Source organism: Leptolyngbya sp. 7M, assembly GCF_018128485.1.
In genome coordinates this window covers 3,811,474-3,825,985 of the sequence record NZ_CP070897.1, presented here as the reverse complement: position 1 = coordinate 3,825,985, position 14,512 = coordinate 3,811,474, and the positions used below count along the sequence as shown (strand labels likewise).

Sequence of the window (14,512 nt, the reverse complement as noted above, 5' to 3'; positions counted from 1 at the left end):
CAGTGCTGCGTCAATTGCTGTTCCGCTGATCGGTATTGATGATTATTTGCCAACCGAGGTAAGACAGTCAGCCAGCTCAGTTTGGGAAATGATCTGGGAACTTGATGATGAATTAGATGCAGAATTCTGAAGATGAACAGCTTTTAGCAGATCGTAAACCCCCTGACGCACCACTTTTTCGATATTCAATCGTTCTTCAGAAGTCAGGGAAAGAGAACGAACAGCAGCCGTTAACCGTTCATGGCCTTCAATCACCCGATACCGACTATGAACACGGCTGAGAGTATAGGCAATTAATTCCTGCCGCATCTCCATCGATCTCAACAGGGGTTGATAGTCTCGGTATGGCTCTTCTTCTAACACATGATCAATTTCTTCCAGAATGGCTGGCAAGGTCAGGTTCATAATCGTTTTAGTCATACTTCCTCCTTGGGGGAAGAAATGGGGCGCGGAGGCTACAGGTCTTGGCCGGTGACATCACTCCGTCCCCAAAGCGCTGTTAAGGCTTGAGACCTTGAATCAGGTAATCAAAGTAGGGTGCAACTTCAACAGCATCGTCTAAAGCCAACAGCTCTAGAGCCGCTTCTTTCAGGCACCGCATACACTCCACTAGATTGGGCAAAGGCACCCCCAGCGAGGCATACATCTCCTTCGCACCGCGCACACCGCTGGTCTCAATTGGCTCAATGTCGCCTAGCACAATCGCATAGGTAACTAGCCGCACATACCAGGACTGGTCGCGCATGCAGGAGGACTGAAAGGTAGGGTTGCCGCTATTGCTGGGCGTTACCGGGCAGCGCTGCCAAAATCGCTGTGTGGCCTGCTCGACAATCCGCTGTTCATTTGCGGCTAACGTAGCAGCCAGTCGCAATCGGTCGCGCCCTGCTGCGTAGAAGTTTTGCACGGCATTCAATTCTTCTACGTTTAAGTAACGCGCCTCCCGGTCGGCAGTGGCAATCACGTTGGTAATAATGCTCATCAATCCAAATCGTTAAACTGCAAAGGGGTTAGCTCAATCCAGCGCAAATGTAGTCAAAATAGACACCCATTTCCTTGCCAGCTTCGGCTCCTACCAAATCGGTAGTCGCTTCCTTCATCGCCTGCACAGACCGGATTGTGGCTCCAATCGGTACACCCAGCGAGTTGTAGGTTTCCCGCAGTCCGTTCAGAATCCGCTCATCCAAAATAGACGGATCGCCAGCTAGCATGGCATAGGTTGCGTAGCGGAGAAAATAGTCAAGATCGCGAATGCAGGCAGCATAGCGACGACAAGTATACATATTGCCGCCCGGAGCTGTGATGTCTGTATACATCAGCGATTTAGCGACCGCCTGGGTCACAAGCGAAGAGGCATTAGCACTGATGGTAATGGCAGCCCGCGCCCGCATTTCACCGCTCTGGAAATAGGACCGCAGCTTGTCCAACCCATTATTGTCTAAATAGCGGCCCTGCACATCCGAAGAGTTGATCAGCGCTGTAATGGCATCTTGCATAGTTATGTATCTCCTTCTGTTCTAAGTTCAAGTTGTTTCGCCTCCTAAATCCCCCACTCTGGGAGACTTTGAGAAACTCAAATGTCACCTACTGTTACGACAAGGCTCGAATGATATAGTCAAAATACGGCGCAACTTCAACCGCATCTTCTTCACTCATGAGTGAAATCGCCTCATCTTTCACGCACCGCATCGCTTCTACCAAATTCTTCAGCGGAATTTCCAGCGAGTTGTACATTTCTTTGATACCAACCGTGCCGATCTCAGCTAGGGGTTTCTCACTGCCCGCCAGCACCGAGTAGGCCACCAGCCGAACATACCACCCCTGATCGCGCTGACAAGATGCGGTTTTACGAGGATTACCGCTGTTGCTCGGCGTGACTGGACAGCGTTCCCAGAATTTAGCGCTAGCATTTTGGACAATTCGCTGTTCGTTTTCAGCTAACGTGGCCGCAATCCGGATGCGTTGCTCCCCAGAGCGCAAGAAATCCTGGAAGATACGCATTTCTTTGGGAGCAGGATAGCGCGATTCACTGTCTGCATTCAAAATCAGTTCGGTTACAACACTCATGGGTTTCTCCTTGCAGCAAATTCTTTTGTTAAAGCAGGTTGGCGAATGGTAGAGAAAATCCCCACCACCATCCTCAGGCAAGTGATGGGGAAGCGCTGCCGTTTAGTTCAGCTCGGGAGCACTGGTGCAGCCATATTCATGGCGACAGGAACCGCTTCTCCGCCAGCTAGATCTAAAGGGAAGTTGTGGGCATTGCGCTCATGCATCACTTCAAACCCTAAATTGGCTCGGTTGAGCACATCAGCCCAGGTATTCACGACTCGCCCTTGAGAATCCAGTACGGAATGGTTGAAGTTGAAGCCGTTCAGATTAAACGCCATAGTGCTAATCATCTCTAGAGGGCGTCGCCAATAACACACCCAATTTCACCTTTTTCCCCAGTGGTGCGAACCGCACAGCCCCTTTCTACAGCTTGCGCGGTGTTACCAATTTCAACGCCTTTAGCCGAGATGCAGTAGGCTTCTTTGTCGATGATGTGCCTTACGATTTTGCTGGATTTATTGATCAAGATTTGATCGATTTAGAGCGAGTGGAAGTGTTACGCGGTCCGCAAAATACGCTGTATGGACGCAGCTCATTAGGCGGAGTGATCAATGTGATTACTCGTCGCCCCACGAATGAGTTTGAGGGTGGTGCAGCGCTCAGCTACGGCAACTATAATCGGTTTGATGCTCAAGCTAACATCAGTGGTCCCATTGTCGAAGATCAGCTATTCTATCGGCTGTCTGGCAGCTACAACAGACAGGATGGCTTTGTCCGCAACACGCTCCTGGATACCAATGTCGATGGGGGATCGGGAGGAACCGGACGCGCTCAGATTCTCTGGACACCTTCCGACGAGTGGGAGATTTTGCTGAATGCCTCCGTTGCCGATTACCGGGAAGGGGCAGAACCCTTTGTGTTACCAGGGTCTGAAGACCCGTTTGAAACCGAACTCGACTTTGATGGCTTCAATGATCTGGTAACGAATGCCCAATCACTGCGAGTTGCCTATAGCACCCCCAACATTCGAGTTACCTCCATCACTGCCCATCGCTTTTCTAGTCAGGAAGCGGCCTTTGATCAAGATGCCACTGCCGCCGATTTGGAAATCAATACGCCCGATTTTTCATCGCGAGTGTTCACCCAGGAACTGCGGGTGCAGTCACCAGAGCAGAGGGAACGACTTCAGTGGATTTTGGGTGGCTATTTTGAAACGTCAACCTTCGACAACAATCGCGCCTTTATCACCGGACTGGATACTCCTGCTGATTCGCCCCTACCGCCCGGAGAAAATCGTGGTAATGGTGACACTCGCAGCCGCACCCTGGCTGCCTTTGGACAAGTTAGCTATGGTGTAACCGAGGATCTCACCCTCACCGCCGGATTGCGCTACGAAAATACGCAAACCACGACTGACTTTGAGCGCATCTTTATCTCCCGTGATGGAACGCAGGTGATACCGCTGTTACAACTCGATGATATAGAAGCGAACGGTTCAGAATGGTTGCCTCGGTTTGCTATTGACTATCGCGTTACCCCCAACCTAATGGCCTATGCCAGCATTACGCGGGGCTATCGTCCGCCCGGAGCCAGTTTTGACCCCATTAGTGCCGACACTGCTGTGTTTGATGCCGAAACTTCATGGAACTATGAGCTGGGATTAAAATCCTCCTGGTGGGACAACCGCTTGATTGTGAATCTAGCAGGATTTTACAACGATGTGTCTAACTTTCAGTTTCCCAGTATTCAGGCTGGTAATGTGGTAATTGGCAACGCGGATATTCGGATTATTGGCGGTGAGCTAGAGCTGATTGGGCGTCCGGTGACAGGACTAGAGTTGATTGCCGGATTGGGTCTAGTGAATGCTGAGTTTCGCAGTGGCACCGATGCCTTCACGGGCATTCCCCTCAAGGGCAACCACACCCCCTTTACGCCAAGTTTGACCTACAACCTAGCGGCTCAATACCGAAGTGATATTGGCATCTTGGGACGAATAGAAGTAATAGGATTTGGCAACACTTTTTTTGACGAACTCAACACGATTGAGCAAGATACATTTACATTAATGAATGCCCGTCTGGGTTATGAATTTAACGATTATGGTATCTATTTCTTTGTAAATAATTTGTTGAACAATGAGTACATCACTCAAGCCTTCAATCTAGCAACTGGAACAGCAGTCATCTATGGTGCGCCTAGAACCTTTGGTGTTCAGGTGCGAGCACGATTTTAATAAACAAATTCTTCAGTAGCTGTTGACGACGGTTTCCCAGAAGCCCCAGGTTGCTATCACAGACAAATCCTCTATAGCATTGGTACAATTGTTTTTACGTTCAGAATGAAGCTCGCATTCGCGGCAAGCTCAACATTGACCTAGACCGTGATCCACCTCCCGATCTAGCGCTCGAAATCGACATTACCCGCAAATCGCTGGAGCGCTTCCCGATTTATGCTCGGCTGGGCGTGCCCGAAATCTGGTGCTACGACAGCGGAGCGCTGAGAATATATCGGCTGCAGCAAACGCACTACGTTGAGGTTGAACGAAGCCAAGTGTTTCCTGCATTGGCAATTCGTGAGTTGCCTCGCCTGATTGAGACCCATCGCAGTCAGGGTAGATTGGCATTGCGGCGTGCCGTGAGAGTGTGGGTCAAAAGTCAGATCGGATAGCTGGGAGCCAAAGCACAAGCACCGATCCGTTTGAAATCAGAAAAAATCCGTTTCACGCAAGACACAATTGCCATTGATTGGGTATAATCGCGCTAAGGCTAATTGAGAATAATTCGCAAAAATATTGCGAATTGCATTATTGATAAATTGCATTTCCGCTCAATTCGGCCTTTGTGTTTCCCTGGCTTGTTTCCCAGTCCAAGCATCTTCAAGCAGCAAGGATAGCCTAGATTATGCTTACCATGCGGCATTGCGGGCCGAACAGTTGCAGCGGGTCGTGATCGATCCCCAGTCGAGCCAGGTGCAACAGCATGAGGTGTATTTGCAGGGGCAGCACGGACGACTGCGGGAAGCAATTATGGGACCCGACGGCGAGCTGTACGTGACAACCAGCAATTGCGATGGTCGCGGCAGTTGCCCAGCAGAACTAGATAAAATTTTGCGAATTACTCGCTAAAGTGTGTTTTAAGGAATAACAGTAGAGCATTCATCAACCATTGCTCTGCTTAAATCGGTCTAGTCGCCTTGCCGATTTGAGTAGGCTGACTATTGTCAAATTCAGTTGACCTTTCAAGTGCAGGAGAATTTATCAGCAGTCAATCAATAGCCAGATTAATAGTTCAGTAAACTCATAGCGCGGACCTGCCACCAGCAAGCCAAATGCCTGCTCTACCTTTGATATTAAAGGTTTGCTTATCTATAGCCGTCGCCACGACAGATAGGACAGAGATATTGTTGTAACAAACACTATAGTTATTTAAATCAATCTAATCAAAAGAGTTGATAAACAAAAGATTAAAAGCGATCCTCATGACTAACGCAAGCAATAAAAATAGTCACACTTTGATCACATTTGTTTTAGATCATAAAAGTAGAGTAGCAACTCAAACAAAATTAAATAAATAAAATCAAATCAATAATTTGCGCGGGCTAGGGGTTGGAGGAATGGCCGGCTCGTCCGCAGTTGCAGCCGATCTGCTCCGACAGGTTGGGGGAGAAGCAGGAGCCACGTTTATTAGCTTACTGGTCGTGGTAGCCACAGTTGGTTCTATCAACGCCACGATTATAACTGGTGCTCGAAGCAGCTTTGCCTTAGGACAAGATGTCTCACTATTTCGTTTCTTGGGAACCTGGCGACCCAAACCTAGTTCGCCAACAGCTGCTTATTTAGTACAAGCAGGGATTGCCCTCGCCTTAGTGGGGTTAGGAACTTACACCCGTCAGGGGTTTGAAACAATGGTGGATTATACAGCCCCGATCTTCTGGTTTTTCTTTTTATTCAGCACCCTTGCCCTAATTGTGCTGCGATTTCGCGAGCCATTCCATCCACGGCCTTTCCGAGTGCCGCTTTACCCACTTATTCCCCTATTATTCTGCATTATCTGTGGATATCTACTCTACTCTAGCCTTGTTTATACTGGCATTGGAGCCATTGTAGGTGTCGTTGTAGTTCTACTCGGTATACCTTTGATTCGGCAATCAGCATAAACTGGATTGACTGAATCGTTACTTAACTCATAAGTCACTGCTGATTAGGTTCAGATTATGTAGAGACATTACAATCAGTATTTACCTCAGTACATCAAATTGCGCAAAAATCGCATTCAGATTCATTCAAAAAGCAAAAGGAGAAACACCAATGTCACATTTTCATCGACCAAGCAAGTATCGTCTCGTTCGATTCAGCGAATTCTTCTGGCAGGAATTGGCGCTCTTAGCTTCACAGGCATTGCCTGCACTCAGCAGCGCAGCTTGGAACAGCCTCAGACCGTCAGCCCCCAAGCTAGTACAACCGAGCAGACCCAGACCTCACCCGACGCTACAATTCAACCCCCCAGCCGCAGACCGGATGTGGTCTACGTGCCGACACCGATGCCAGTTGTTGATGAAATGCTGAACTTAGCCAATGTCCAGTCGGATGATGTGGTGTATGACTTGGGCAGTGGAGATGGACGGATCGTGATTGCAGCCGCTCAAGAACGAGGAGCCAGGGGAATTAGCGTCGAGATCGATCCGCAACGCATTCAAGAAGCCAATCAGAATGCTCAGCGGGCCGGTGTAACCGATCGGGTAGAGTTTTTGCAACAGGGAACCAGATCAGGTCGTAGAGGTGAATGGCAGAACTGTTTATTACTGGGTAGTTCCTGAAAATCCACCAGCTGATTTACTCTAACTGGTACTAGTTCCCAACCCGTTACATCGCCTGTTATATTCAACAGGTCAACAATCCAATCGCATCGCCGATTAGCACTAGCCAAACTGAATTGAGTTTGAATTGGATCGAAAATCAGATTGGTGATGCCCAAATCTCAATTGCTTCCGATCTGCCCGTTGAATCAATTGTGCAACCGCTAAGATATTAGCAAAGTCACAATGCTGGATAGAATAAATCTAGAGCTTAGTTAACAGTCGATCGGTTCCAAAGCAACCCATGCTCAACCCTATTCAGCCCATTGGGCCTCTCGTATCTCAGCCTGTTCCGCTGCCGGTGGGAGAGAAGCGGGTCGTATTTCACAACCTAAGTTGGCAGGACTATAAGGCGATTCAGCAGGCGGTAAAAGAGAGCCGCAATGCGCATTTGACCTATGATCGGGGAGTGCTAGAGATTACGATGCCATTGGAGATCCATGAGTTTGCGGCTGAGTTAATTGGATTGTTCATTCGCATTTTAGTCACTGAACTAGGGCTGAAGATCAAATCCATGCGGTCAACTACTCTAGAGCGGGAAGACCTGGATCGTAGTCCGGAGCCAGATAATGCCTACTACATTCAAAATCAGCCGCAAGTAGCGGGTAAAATTGTCGATCTAAAAAGCTGATAGAGTTCATCACCTTTTAGCGTGCAAAATCCGTATGGCCTTCCGGGCGGACCGATCACGCGGGTGTCCGTGAGTAAGTTCGGCAATCTTTCACGGAAACTGTCGAGCGTGCGGTCGTCTTTTAGCTCCTGTGGCAGGAGCTCGGCGTGAGCATCCTGCCAGCCGTCATACCAGATCTTTGCCAATCTATCTAGTTCATTGGCTTCGGCTGTTCGGACTCCGATGTCTGCATGCATCTGAAGAATGTAAGGCGTGAATCCGGCCTTTTCGTAGGCTCGGACCGCGGCGGGGTTCGTGGGATAGACCTCGAGACGGACTTCGATGACGCCGCGTGAGAGGGTCCATTTGTAGAGATCGTCCAGGATCAGTTGATTGATGCCATTGCCTCGGAAGTCGGGCAAAACGTACATGAAGCCGAGATAAGACTGGCGGTCGTATTTTAAGTACGGTTTAGCTGCGTCGATCCTGGCATATCCGCAGCCAACGAGCTTTCTATCGATCTCAGCGACTGCGAGACGGATATCCGGCGAGTTTATCAGCCGCTCGATGTCATAGTAGCTGATCTGCCCTTCTTTGAGTCCGGCGTCCATAGGGCGCTCGGCCTCGATCACTCCTTGCTCGAATTCCAGAAGAGTGGGAAGGTCATCGAGCGTCGCTTCTCTTATTTTGATAACGCTCATCTTACGGTTTCGTACCTGACCGAGACCACGCCGCTTGGGCTCGTCTTTGATTCTTTCAACCGCAATCGATGACGCTGTTCGACATCCGTGAAGAGGGGCTTGCCTTTGCCGAGAATGACCGGCATGACTCCAAGCCAGAATTCATCGACAAGATCAAGGTTCATAAATGTGGTTACCAAGCTTGCCCCTCCGTATAGCCATATGTTCTTTCCGGGACGGCTCTTGAGATCGGAAACAAGTTCGGCAATGTTGTCGCTGACGACTTGTACGTTGCCGTCGAACTCAGTTTTCGTTCGAGAAAAGACGTAGCGGTCCATCTTCGATATCGTGCCATTGAAGCTCTTTTCAAACTTGGAGCTTTCATCTGTGATGAGCGGATTGCCCCACATCTCATAACTGACGCGGCCATAAAGAACGGTGTCGATCTCATCAACAAAATCCATTAGGTCTGCGGCCCCTTCGTTTTCGCCGAAGATTATCCAGTCGATCTCGCCGTTCGGGCCCTCGATGAATCCATCAAATGAGATGGCTGCTGAAAGGATGACATTTCGCATACTTCAAAACTTTTTGTAGAGTCTAAAAAGGCGAAAATGAAAATGCAAAAGAACTGTTGAGATTGGGGAAGGCAGATGACGCTCCTGAGACATTCGCCTTGGTGGGAATGTTCGGGAGTAGTTGTTTTCATTTCTTGGCGATAACGCTTTAATTCTGTAAATGTCAGCTCCGTTTATGATCTTTATGGACTCGCATGAGGTGACGTTGATCCTGGATGAGGTCTGGCTCGTGAATACGCGACCGGACCTTTTGGACCAAAGGTCGACAGTGGATACCGAATGATGACGTTTGATATTTTGCGCGAGCTGTCTGTCGTAGGACTTAGCGCGGAAGTTTCGCGAATACTCGCTAACGCGGGAATGCGTATTCATTTCATCGGCTTATTCCTAGGACAGTTTGCTGATAGAAGAAGGGGATATCGCAACGGCGTTGAAGACGCTAGGACCGTTTGCGGGTAAGGTTTGTTGAGGTGGGTGGTGAGCGATTTTTACCTTGTGCCGGTCTAGGGGGGAGATTACGATTACACGCATTATGAATTGGAAAGGAAGAACGGTTTTTATCACAGGTGCTTCTAGCGGCATTGGCGAGGGGCTTGCGATAGCATTAGCCACTCGTGGTGCGATCATTGGGCTCGCCGCTCGCCGGAGAGAAATATTAGATGATCTGGCTGATCGGTGCCGAGCAGCCGGTGGAACGGCACGGGTCTTCCCGCTGGATGTGATCGATGAACAGGCTGTTTTTGAGGCTGCCGATGATCTTCGGAGCGAGTTTGGCCGCATAGACATCCTGATCGCGAATGCCGGAATCGGCGGTAATGATGAAGCGACACGAAATTACACACCGAGATCTGTAAAGAAAGTTATTGACACTAATCTTCTAGGTGCGGTGAACGCAGTGCATGCAGTTCTACCAGGAATGCTAGAACAAGGTGAAGGTCATTTGGTTGCAATATCAAGTCTTGCTGGCTTTCGGGGTTTACCCAAGTCTGCGGCCTATTCTGCGAGCAAAGCAGGGATGACGGCATTCTTTGAAAGCGTTAGGCTTGATGTAAGGCACAAGGGGATAGATGTTACGATAATCCAGCCTGGATTCATCAAAACACCTTTAACGTCAGGTAGAGCCAATAAGATGCCCTTCCTAATGGAATTAGAAGATGCGATCCCCCACTTTATTCGGGCCATTGAGAAGAAAAAGCGCTTTGCTGCGTTCCCATGGCAGCTTGCGACCATAGTTCGTGCCGGAAAATTTATGCCTGCATGGATGTATGACCGAATTGCCGGCAAGGCTCGATACCGCGAATAGTTTTTATATTTCAGAAACCAAACGTATGTTCATGAACCGTCGATCAATTGCTTTAGGTGCTTCGATGAGTGCCTTGCTATGGCTGCCAATTCAAGGACTTTATATCAGTACGTCTATAGCAGAAGCTTCGGCTCAGGAGGTTGTTTCTCCCCAACTTTCTCAAGAGCAACTAGAGCAATTGGCTCAATCAATTACTGTTATGGTTTCTACCAAAGACAGGTACAGCAGCGGTTCGGGAGTGATAATTCGCAAAGAAGGGCGAGTTTATACGGTTCTAACCAATCAGCATGTTCTGGAACCTGGAGCACCCTACCAGGTTCAAACTGCTGATGGTCAAGCCCATACAGCCGAGTTAGTTACCGGAGTCAACTTTGGTGAAAACGATTTAGCCTTGTTGCAATTCAGCTCTGATGCAAATTACACCGTGGCTTCTCTGGCAAATCTATCAACCATTACTGTTGGCGATGCCATATTTGCTGCGGGCTTTCCATCCGAAGCGGAGTCTGGACAATCAGCTGGATTTGTTTTTAGAACGGGGGGGCAAATTTCTTTTGAGCTAGAAGAACAACCATTAAAGGGAGGTTATCGAATTGGGTACACCAGTGAAATTGAAAAGGGCATGAGTGGTGGACCCGTTCTAAATCGTCAAGGTGAAGTAATTGGTATCAACGGCATCTACGCTCATCCGCTTTGGGGAAATCCTTATGTTTATGCTGATAATAGTCGTCCGAATGACGAACTACGCAGTCGCATGAGAAATTCTAGTTGGGCCGTTCCGGTTGAAATGCTGGCTCAGCTTGCTCCCCAGTATGTTTCAGCTAATTTAGCCCAGCCAACTAAAGCTGATGGCTCATCCTCTCAATCTTGGCCTGAGATAGTGCGTACGGTTGATCAAAGGGCTAAAGAAATCTCGGTCTTGATTAAATGGCCTACTAATAGCGGTTCGGGCGTGATCGTGGCTAGGGAAGGCAACACCTATTATGTGCTCACTGCCGATCATGTAGCCAGCAATGCTGGATTGACCGTTGTTACTCCCGACGACCAGGTGCATTCGGTCGATTCTAGCTTGATTAAACGATGGGATGGAATTGATTTGGCGATTTTACAGTTCACCAGTCCTCAGAACTATCAAGTGGCAACGTTGGCGGACAATCCTCGTGCCCTTGAAGACCAAGTCACTTTTGTCTCCGGATGGCCTGAACGGCAAAGCAGTGCAACCACAAACCGTCAGCTTCATGCTGGCTTCCTGCTAGGTTGGGGGAATGATACCAATCGCGCCAGAGACGAACGGTCTTTAACGCGCGGCTACGAATTGCTTTATACGAATTTTACTGAGCGCGGCATCAGTGGTGGACCTGTTTTAGATACAGAAGGACGAGTGATTGGAATTCATGCTGCTGCAGAAGCCGATCAAGGTAGCCAAAGCCCTACTGTAGAAAGAGCTGATCAAGCATCTCGATACGATTTAGGTTATAGCCTAGGAATTCCCATCCGTACCTTCTTAACCAAAATTCGCCAGGATACTATTGCGCTCAATCTAAATGTTGAAGAGGCTCTGCCTCAATCCTTATCTGCTCAAGCACAAGATAAAATTGTTGCCTCCACAATCAATTTGGAGCCTCCCGGAAGTGATGCCAATGAAATTGAGTGGTTGAGCTACGGAAATAAACTCTGGCGATTGCGCCGCTATGAAAAATCGCTAGATGCCTATGAACAAGCGATTGCGCTAAAACCAGACTTCTTTGAAGCGTGGTATGCTCACGGCATGGCCGAGATGGGACTGAAGCAATATAGGAATGCCATTGCATCCTTTCAGAAGGCGCTTGAATATGGCACTAGTACTGCTGATACCGACTTGGCTGATCGACAGCGCAGTCAGGCGTGGCGTCAGATTAGCGATGCCCATTATTACTCTGGAGCCTTTGAAGAGGCACTGCAAGCCATTCAGCAAGCAATTGACTTAACCCCTAATGACTTTATTATTTATCAATGGAAAGCCACGATATTGAATGATTCGGGTCGTCATCTAGAAGCGCTCAAAGTGAGTGCTGAAGCAATTCGTAAGAACCCTGATTCTTCTGTGGCCTACATCAAAAGTGCTCAGACTCGCGAATATATTCTGGATTACTCGGGTGCCATTGTCGAAGTTAACAAAGCAATCGAACTTCAGCCGGACCTTGCCTTTGCCTATAGCTATCGAGCTTATCTAAGTGCCTTACAGAAAAACAGTGCTAGAAGCCCGGTTAGTACTTCAACCGAAGTCCAGCCTAACAGTGCCACTAGTGGCGATAAAAACCAAGGTGGACTTGGTGTTGGTGACCGAAGCGGTCAGGTTTCGGTAGAATCTTCACAAGCAATCTATTCCAAAGCTCAAATTATTGCTGATTTAAGAAAAGCTGAGAGCTTGCAACCTTACGACGCCAGTGTCTATTCCGTTCAAGGTCTTGTCTATGCTTTTCTAGGAGACCGTCAAGGCTGCATAGAGGCTTTTGAGCGCGCGCTCAGGCTCCGGCCAGATAGTGCTGACATTTACGCTCAAAAAGGTTACGCTTTTGCATCCTTAGGAGAGCCTGAGGCAGCTATCAATAGGAAATAGGGGGAGTTTCAATTCAATTAGATTCTATTTCTATAAAAAACAGCGAAGGTAAAGTCAAAACGTTCATCACTGGCTTAATTCCACCTGAATTAATTAGAGATGATACTGTTTATACGAAGCTAACTTTCAGAGTTAATCGAGTTATCCAAATCAACTCAGATAAAAGTGGCAATCCTCGCCATGTTAGTTTTGCAATTGATGGTTTGTACATTGAACGGGCGACAGCAACAGGAATATTAGAGGCTATCACTCAGCTCAAAGAAAATTTTCAAGAGATGCAACAACAAGTTTGGGATCTTAACTATAAAATCAACGAGGTCAATGAAGCTTTACAACAAGCTCAAGCCGAAAGGCAAAAGCTTCATCAGACTATGGACCAAGAGAGAAATTACATCCAGCAGATGCAAATAGATTTGAGGGAGAAACAAAATCAAGCCCAGCAGATGCAAACCGAATTAATACAAGCCTGCAATGCATTAGCACACGCTCAGAATGAGTTAAGTGAAGTTCGAGAGCAGACAGAAAAAGCTGAAAGCAAACGCAAACAGGTCGAGCAAAAGTTAAAGCAAACACATCTTCAATTCCAGCAAACCCAACTCCAACTTCAGCAAACGCAATTTCAACTTCAGAAAGCCCAAGCCCGCATTTCCGCAATGGAAACCAGCAAGTTCTGGCAGCTTAGAAAAACTTGGTTCAAGTTCAAACGAGCTTTTGGTGCCGGTCATGATGAGTAAATCAGGTGCAGTTGATCCAGATTTACTCTAGCAGCGCTTGTCCTATCGCCTCTGGAAAACTGTGAAAGTTTCGATTATTACCGTCTGCAAGAACTCTGAACACACACTGGAACGAGCCATTCAAAGCGTGGTTCACCAGACCTATTCAAATATTGAATATATTGTGATAGATGGAGACTCGACTGATAACACCAAGAAAATTATCAACCGCTATCTTCATCAGATTGCACACTTTGTCAGTGAAACAGATGACGGTGTCTATCAAGCAATGAACAAAGGAATTCGTTTAGCATCAGGAGATTGGATTTATTTTGTTAACTCAGATGATTATCTATTTGATAATAATGTAATTCAAGATTTAGTTCACTTTGTTTCCACCAATTCCGATTGCCACTTTGTCTATGGCGATCACGAAGCTCGTTACACCACAGGAGACTCCAACATTCACAAACCAGCTCCGCCAGAACAAATGCTAGAGGAAATGGTCAGCTTAGGCGAGTGCATGATTCAACCTGCCTGTTTCTTTCAAGCGGAGCTATTCCGCAAGTTGGGATTGTTCGACGAAACTTACAACATTGCCGCTGATTACGAATGGTTTGCTAGGCTGCTGCAAGACTCCAGCTTAAAGCTATGCTACTACCCACGTACACTGGTTTCCTACGCTCATGGCGGTCTGTCAGGCAACATTCCGGCTTTGTTTGCTGAAGTATTCGCGATTCAAAATTCCATACCGCTCTATCAGCAAGAACCTTGGCTCAGCAAACGCATGCAAAAACTCCAGCAATCTTTTATTGAAAAGTACGATTTACTAGAGCGAACCCATCAGCTTTCGCTCAAACGCCTGCATCACATCGAAGCCGTAGAAGCCCATGTCAAAAATCTAGAAAAGCAAATCCAAACTTTAGAAGCCAAACTAACCCAAGCCACAGCAAACACTTCATTTCCCGTTGTCCAAATGCAAGCCGAACTAGACGCATTACAGAGCAAAGCAGAGGCTCTGCAAGCCCGAATTACGGCAATGGAGACTAGCAAGTTCTGGCAAATCCGCACTGCTTGGTTTAAGTTGAAGCGCCTACTAGGGCTACCTGCTGACAATGAGTAATCATTCATCAAC

General features: G+C 47.8%; 15 protein-coding genes and 3 pseudogenes. 11 read left to right on the top strand and 7 right to left on the bottom strand.

Annotation, left to right across the window (positions count from 1 at the left end; all coding sequences use genetic code 11):
* Window positions 1-42: 42 nt before the first annotated feature.
* The 5 genes and pseudogenes from JVX88_RS19340 to JVX88_RS19320 all read right to left on the bottom strand — a co-directional run.
* Window positions 43-420 carry a hypothetical protein gene (locus JVX88_RS19340; protein WP_211619799.1) on the bottom strand — a complete coding sequence of 126 codons (378 nt, stop codon included), beginning with the start codon at window positions 418-420 and terminating at the stop codon, window positions 43-45.
* Window positions 421-499: 79 nt separating this feature from the next.
* Complete coding sequence (apcD, locus tag JVX88_RS19335) at window positions 500-979, bottom strand: allophycocyanin subunit alpha-B (RefSeq protein WP_211619798.1); 480 nt, start codon at window positions 977-979, stop codon at window positions 500-502.
* A 28-nt stretch (window positions 980-1,007) separates the two neighbouring features.
* Entirely contained in the window at window positions 1,008-1,493 is a 486-nt protein-coding gene (locus JVX88_RS19330; protein ID WP_036011375.1) for an allophycocyanin, read from the bottom strand.
* A 94-nt stretch (window positions 1,494-1,587) separates the two neighbouring features.
* Complete coding sequence (gene apcD / locus JVX88_RS19325) at window positions 1,588-2,064, bottom strand: allophycocyanin subunit alpha-B (RefSeq protein ID WP_211619797.1); 477 nt, start codon at window positions 2,062-2,064, stop codon at window positions 1,588-1,590.
* A gap of 107 nt (window positions 2,065-2,171) precedes the next feature.
* A pseudogene (locus JVX88_RS19320) lies at window positions 2,172-2,393 on the bottom strand (photosystem II q(b) protein); the annotation flags it as partial.
* A 62-nt stretch (window positions 2,394-2,455) separates the two neighbouring features.
* On the opposite strand from JVX88_RS19320, the pseudogene JVX88_RS44225 reads away from it, so the two are divergent.
* From JVX88_RS44225 to JVX88_RS19290, 7 genes and pseudogenes are all read left to right on the top strand, one after another.
* A pseudogene (locus JVX88_RS44225) lies at window positions 2,456-2,593 on the top strand (hypothetical protein); the annotation flags it as partial.
* On the top strand, window positions 2,594-4,279 hold the full coding sequence (locus JVX88_RS19315) for a TonB-dependent receptor (protein WP_410503791.1): 1,686 nt from the start codon (window positions 2,594-2,596) through the stop codon (window positions 4,277-4,279). It abuts the pseudogene before it with no gap.
* A 104-nt stretch (window positions 4,280-4,383) separates the two neighbouring features.
* Window positions 4,384-4,713: pseudogene (locus JVX88_RS19310) on the top strand (Uma2 family endonuclease); the annotation flags it as partial.
* A gap of 124 nt (window positions 4,714-4,837) precedes the next feature.
* A complete protein-coding gene (locus JVX88_RS43150) occupies window positions 4,838-5,170 on the top strand; it encodes a PQQ-dependent sugar dehydrogenase (RefSeq protein ID WP_263975176.1) in 333 nt (110 codons plus the stop codon).
* A 488-nt stretch (window positions 5,171-5,658) separates the two neighbouring features.
* Window positions 5,659-6,201, top strand: coding sequence for an APC family permease (locus tag JVX88_RS19300; protein ID WP_211619795.1), 543 nt, complete (start codon window positions 5,659-5,661; stop codon window positions 6,199-6,201).
* A gap of 99 nt (window positions 6,202-6,300) precedes the next feature.
* Window positions 6,301-6,861, top strand: coding sequence for an SAM-dependent methyltransferase (locus JVX88_RS19295; RefSeq protein ID WP_263975175.1), 561 nt, complete (start codon window positions 6,301-6,303; stop codon window positions 6,859-6,861).
* Window positions 6,862-7,144: 283 nt separating this feature from the next.
* Window positions 7,145-7,531 carry a Uma2 family endonuclease gene (locus JVX88_RS19290; RefSeq protein ID WP_211619794.1) on the top strand — a complete coding sequence of 129 codons (387 nt, stop codon included), beginning with the start codon at window positions 7,145-7,147 and terminating at the stop codon, window positions 7,529-7,531.
* On the opposite strand, the gene JVX88_RS40805 is transcribed toward JVX88_RS19290, so the two are convergent.
* On the bottom strand, window positions 7,489-8,211 hold the full coding sequence (locus JVX88_RS40805; protein WP_211619793.1) for a GNAT family N-acetyltransferase: 723 nt from the start codon (window positions 8,209-8,211) through the stop codon (window positions 7,489-7,491). The genes JVX88_RS19290 and JVX88_RS40805 overlap by 43 nt on opposite strands.
* Complete coding sequence (locus tag JVX88_RS19280; RefSeq protein ID WP_211619792.1) at window positions 8,208-8,765, bottom strand: dihydrofolate reductase family protein; 558 nt, start codon at window positions 8,763-8,765, stop codon at window positions 8,208-8,210. Before JVX88_RS19280 ends, JVX88_RS40805 begins: the two co-directional genes overlap by 4 nt.
* A gap of 532 nt (window positions 8,766-9,297) precedes the next feature.
* Here JVX88_RS19280 and JVX88_RS19275 point away from each other — a divergent pair.
* The 4 genes from JVX88_RS19275 to JVX88_RS19260 all read left to right on the top strand — a co-directional run bounded on the left by JVX88_RS19275 (window position 9,298) and on the right by JVX88_RS19260 (window position 14,500).
* The gene (locus JVX88_RS19275) at window positions 9,298-10,068 is read left to right on the top strand and encodes an SDR family NAD(P)-dependent oxidoreductase (protein WP_211619791.1); all 771 of its coding nucleotides are present in this window, start codon (window positions 9,298-9,300) and stop codon (window positions 10,066-10,068) included.
* Window positions 10,031-12,664 carry a trypsin-like peptidase domain-containing protein gene (locus JVX88_RS19270; protein WP_211619790.1) on the top strand — a complete coding sequence of 878 codons (2,634 nt, stop codon included), beginning with the start codon at window positions 10,031-10,033 and terminating at the stop codon, window positions 12,662-12,664. Before JVX88_RS19275 ends, JVX88_RS19270 begins: the two co-directional genes overlap by 38 nt.
* A gap of 203 nt (window positions 12,665-12,867) precedes the next feature.
* Window positions 12,868-13,398 carry a hypothetical protein gene (locus tag JVX88_RS19265; RefSeq protein WP_211619789.1) on the top strand — a complete coding sequence of 177 codons (531 nt, stop codon included), beginning with the start codon at window positions 12,868-12,870 and terminating at the stop codon, window positions 13,396-13,398.
* A 61-nt stretch (window positions 13,399-13,459) separates the two neighbouring features.
* Window positions 13,460-14,500 carry a glycosyltransferase family 2 protein gene (locus JVX88_RS19260; protein WP_211619788.1) on the top strand — a complete coding sequence of 347 codons (1,041 nt, stop codon included), beginning with the start codon at window positions 13,460-13,462 and terminating at the stop codon, window positions 14,498-14,500.
* The last annotated feature ends 12 nt before the right edge of the window (window positions 14,501-14,512 follow it).

Bases quoted from the DNA above. Each gene is read 5' to 3' on its own strand.
- JVX88_RS19275 (WP_211619791.1), top strand. From the start codon at position 9,298: ATGAATTGGAAAGGAAGAACGGTTTTTATCACAGGTGCTTCTAGCGGC.
- JVX88_RS19290 (WP_211619794.1), top strand. From the start codon at position 7,145: ATGCTCAACCCTATTCAGCCCATTGGGCCTCTCGTATCTCAGCCTGTT.
- JVX88_RS19280 (WP_211619792.1), bottom strand. From the start codon at position 8,765: ATGCGAAATGTCATCCTTTCAGCAGCCATCTCATTTGATGGATTCATC.
- JVX88_RS19270 (WP_211619790.1), top strand. From the start codon at position 10,031: ATGACCGAATTGCCGGCAAGGCTCGATACCGCGAATAGTTTTTATATT.
- apcD (WP_211619797.1), bottom strand. From the start codon at position 2,064: ATGAGTGTTGTAACCGAACTGATTTTGAATGCAGACAGTGAATCGCGC.
- JVX88_RS19340 (WP_211619799.1), bottom strand. From the start codon at position 420: ATGACTAAAACGATTATGAACCTGACCTTGCCAGCCATTCTGGAAGAA.
- JVX88_RS19330 (WP_036011375.1), bottom strand. From the start codon at position 1,493: ATGCAAGATGCCATTACAGCGCTGATCAACTCTTCGGATGTGCAGGGC.
- JVX88_RS19300 (WP_211619795.1), top strand. From the start codon at position 5,659: ATGGCCGGCTCGTCCGCAGTTGCAGCCGATCTGCTCCGACAGGTTGGG.
- apcD (WP_211619798.1), bottom strand. From the start codon at position 979: ATGAGCATTATTACCAACGTGATTGCCACTGCCGACCGGGAGGCGCGT.
- JVX88_RS40805 (WP_211619793.1), bottom strand. From the start codon at position 8,211: ATGAGCGTTATCAAAATAAGAGAAGCGACGCTCGATGACCTTCCCACT.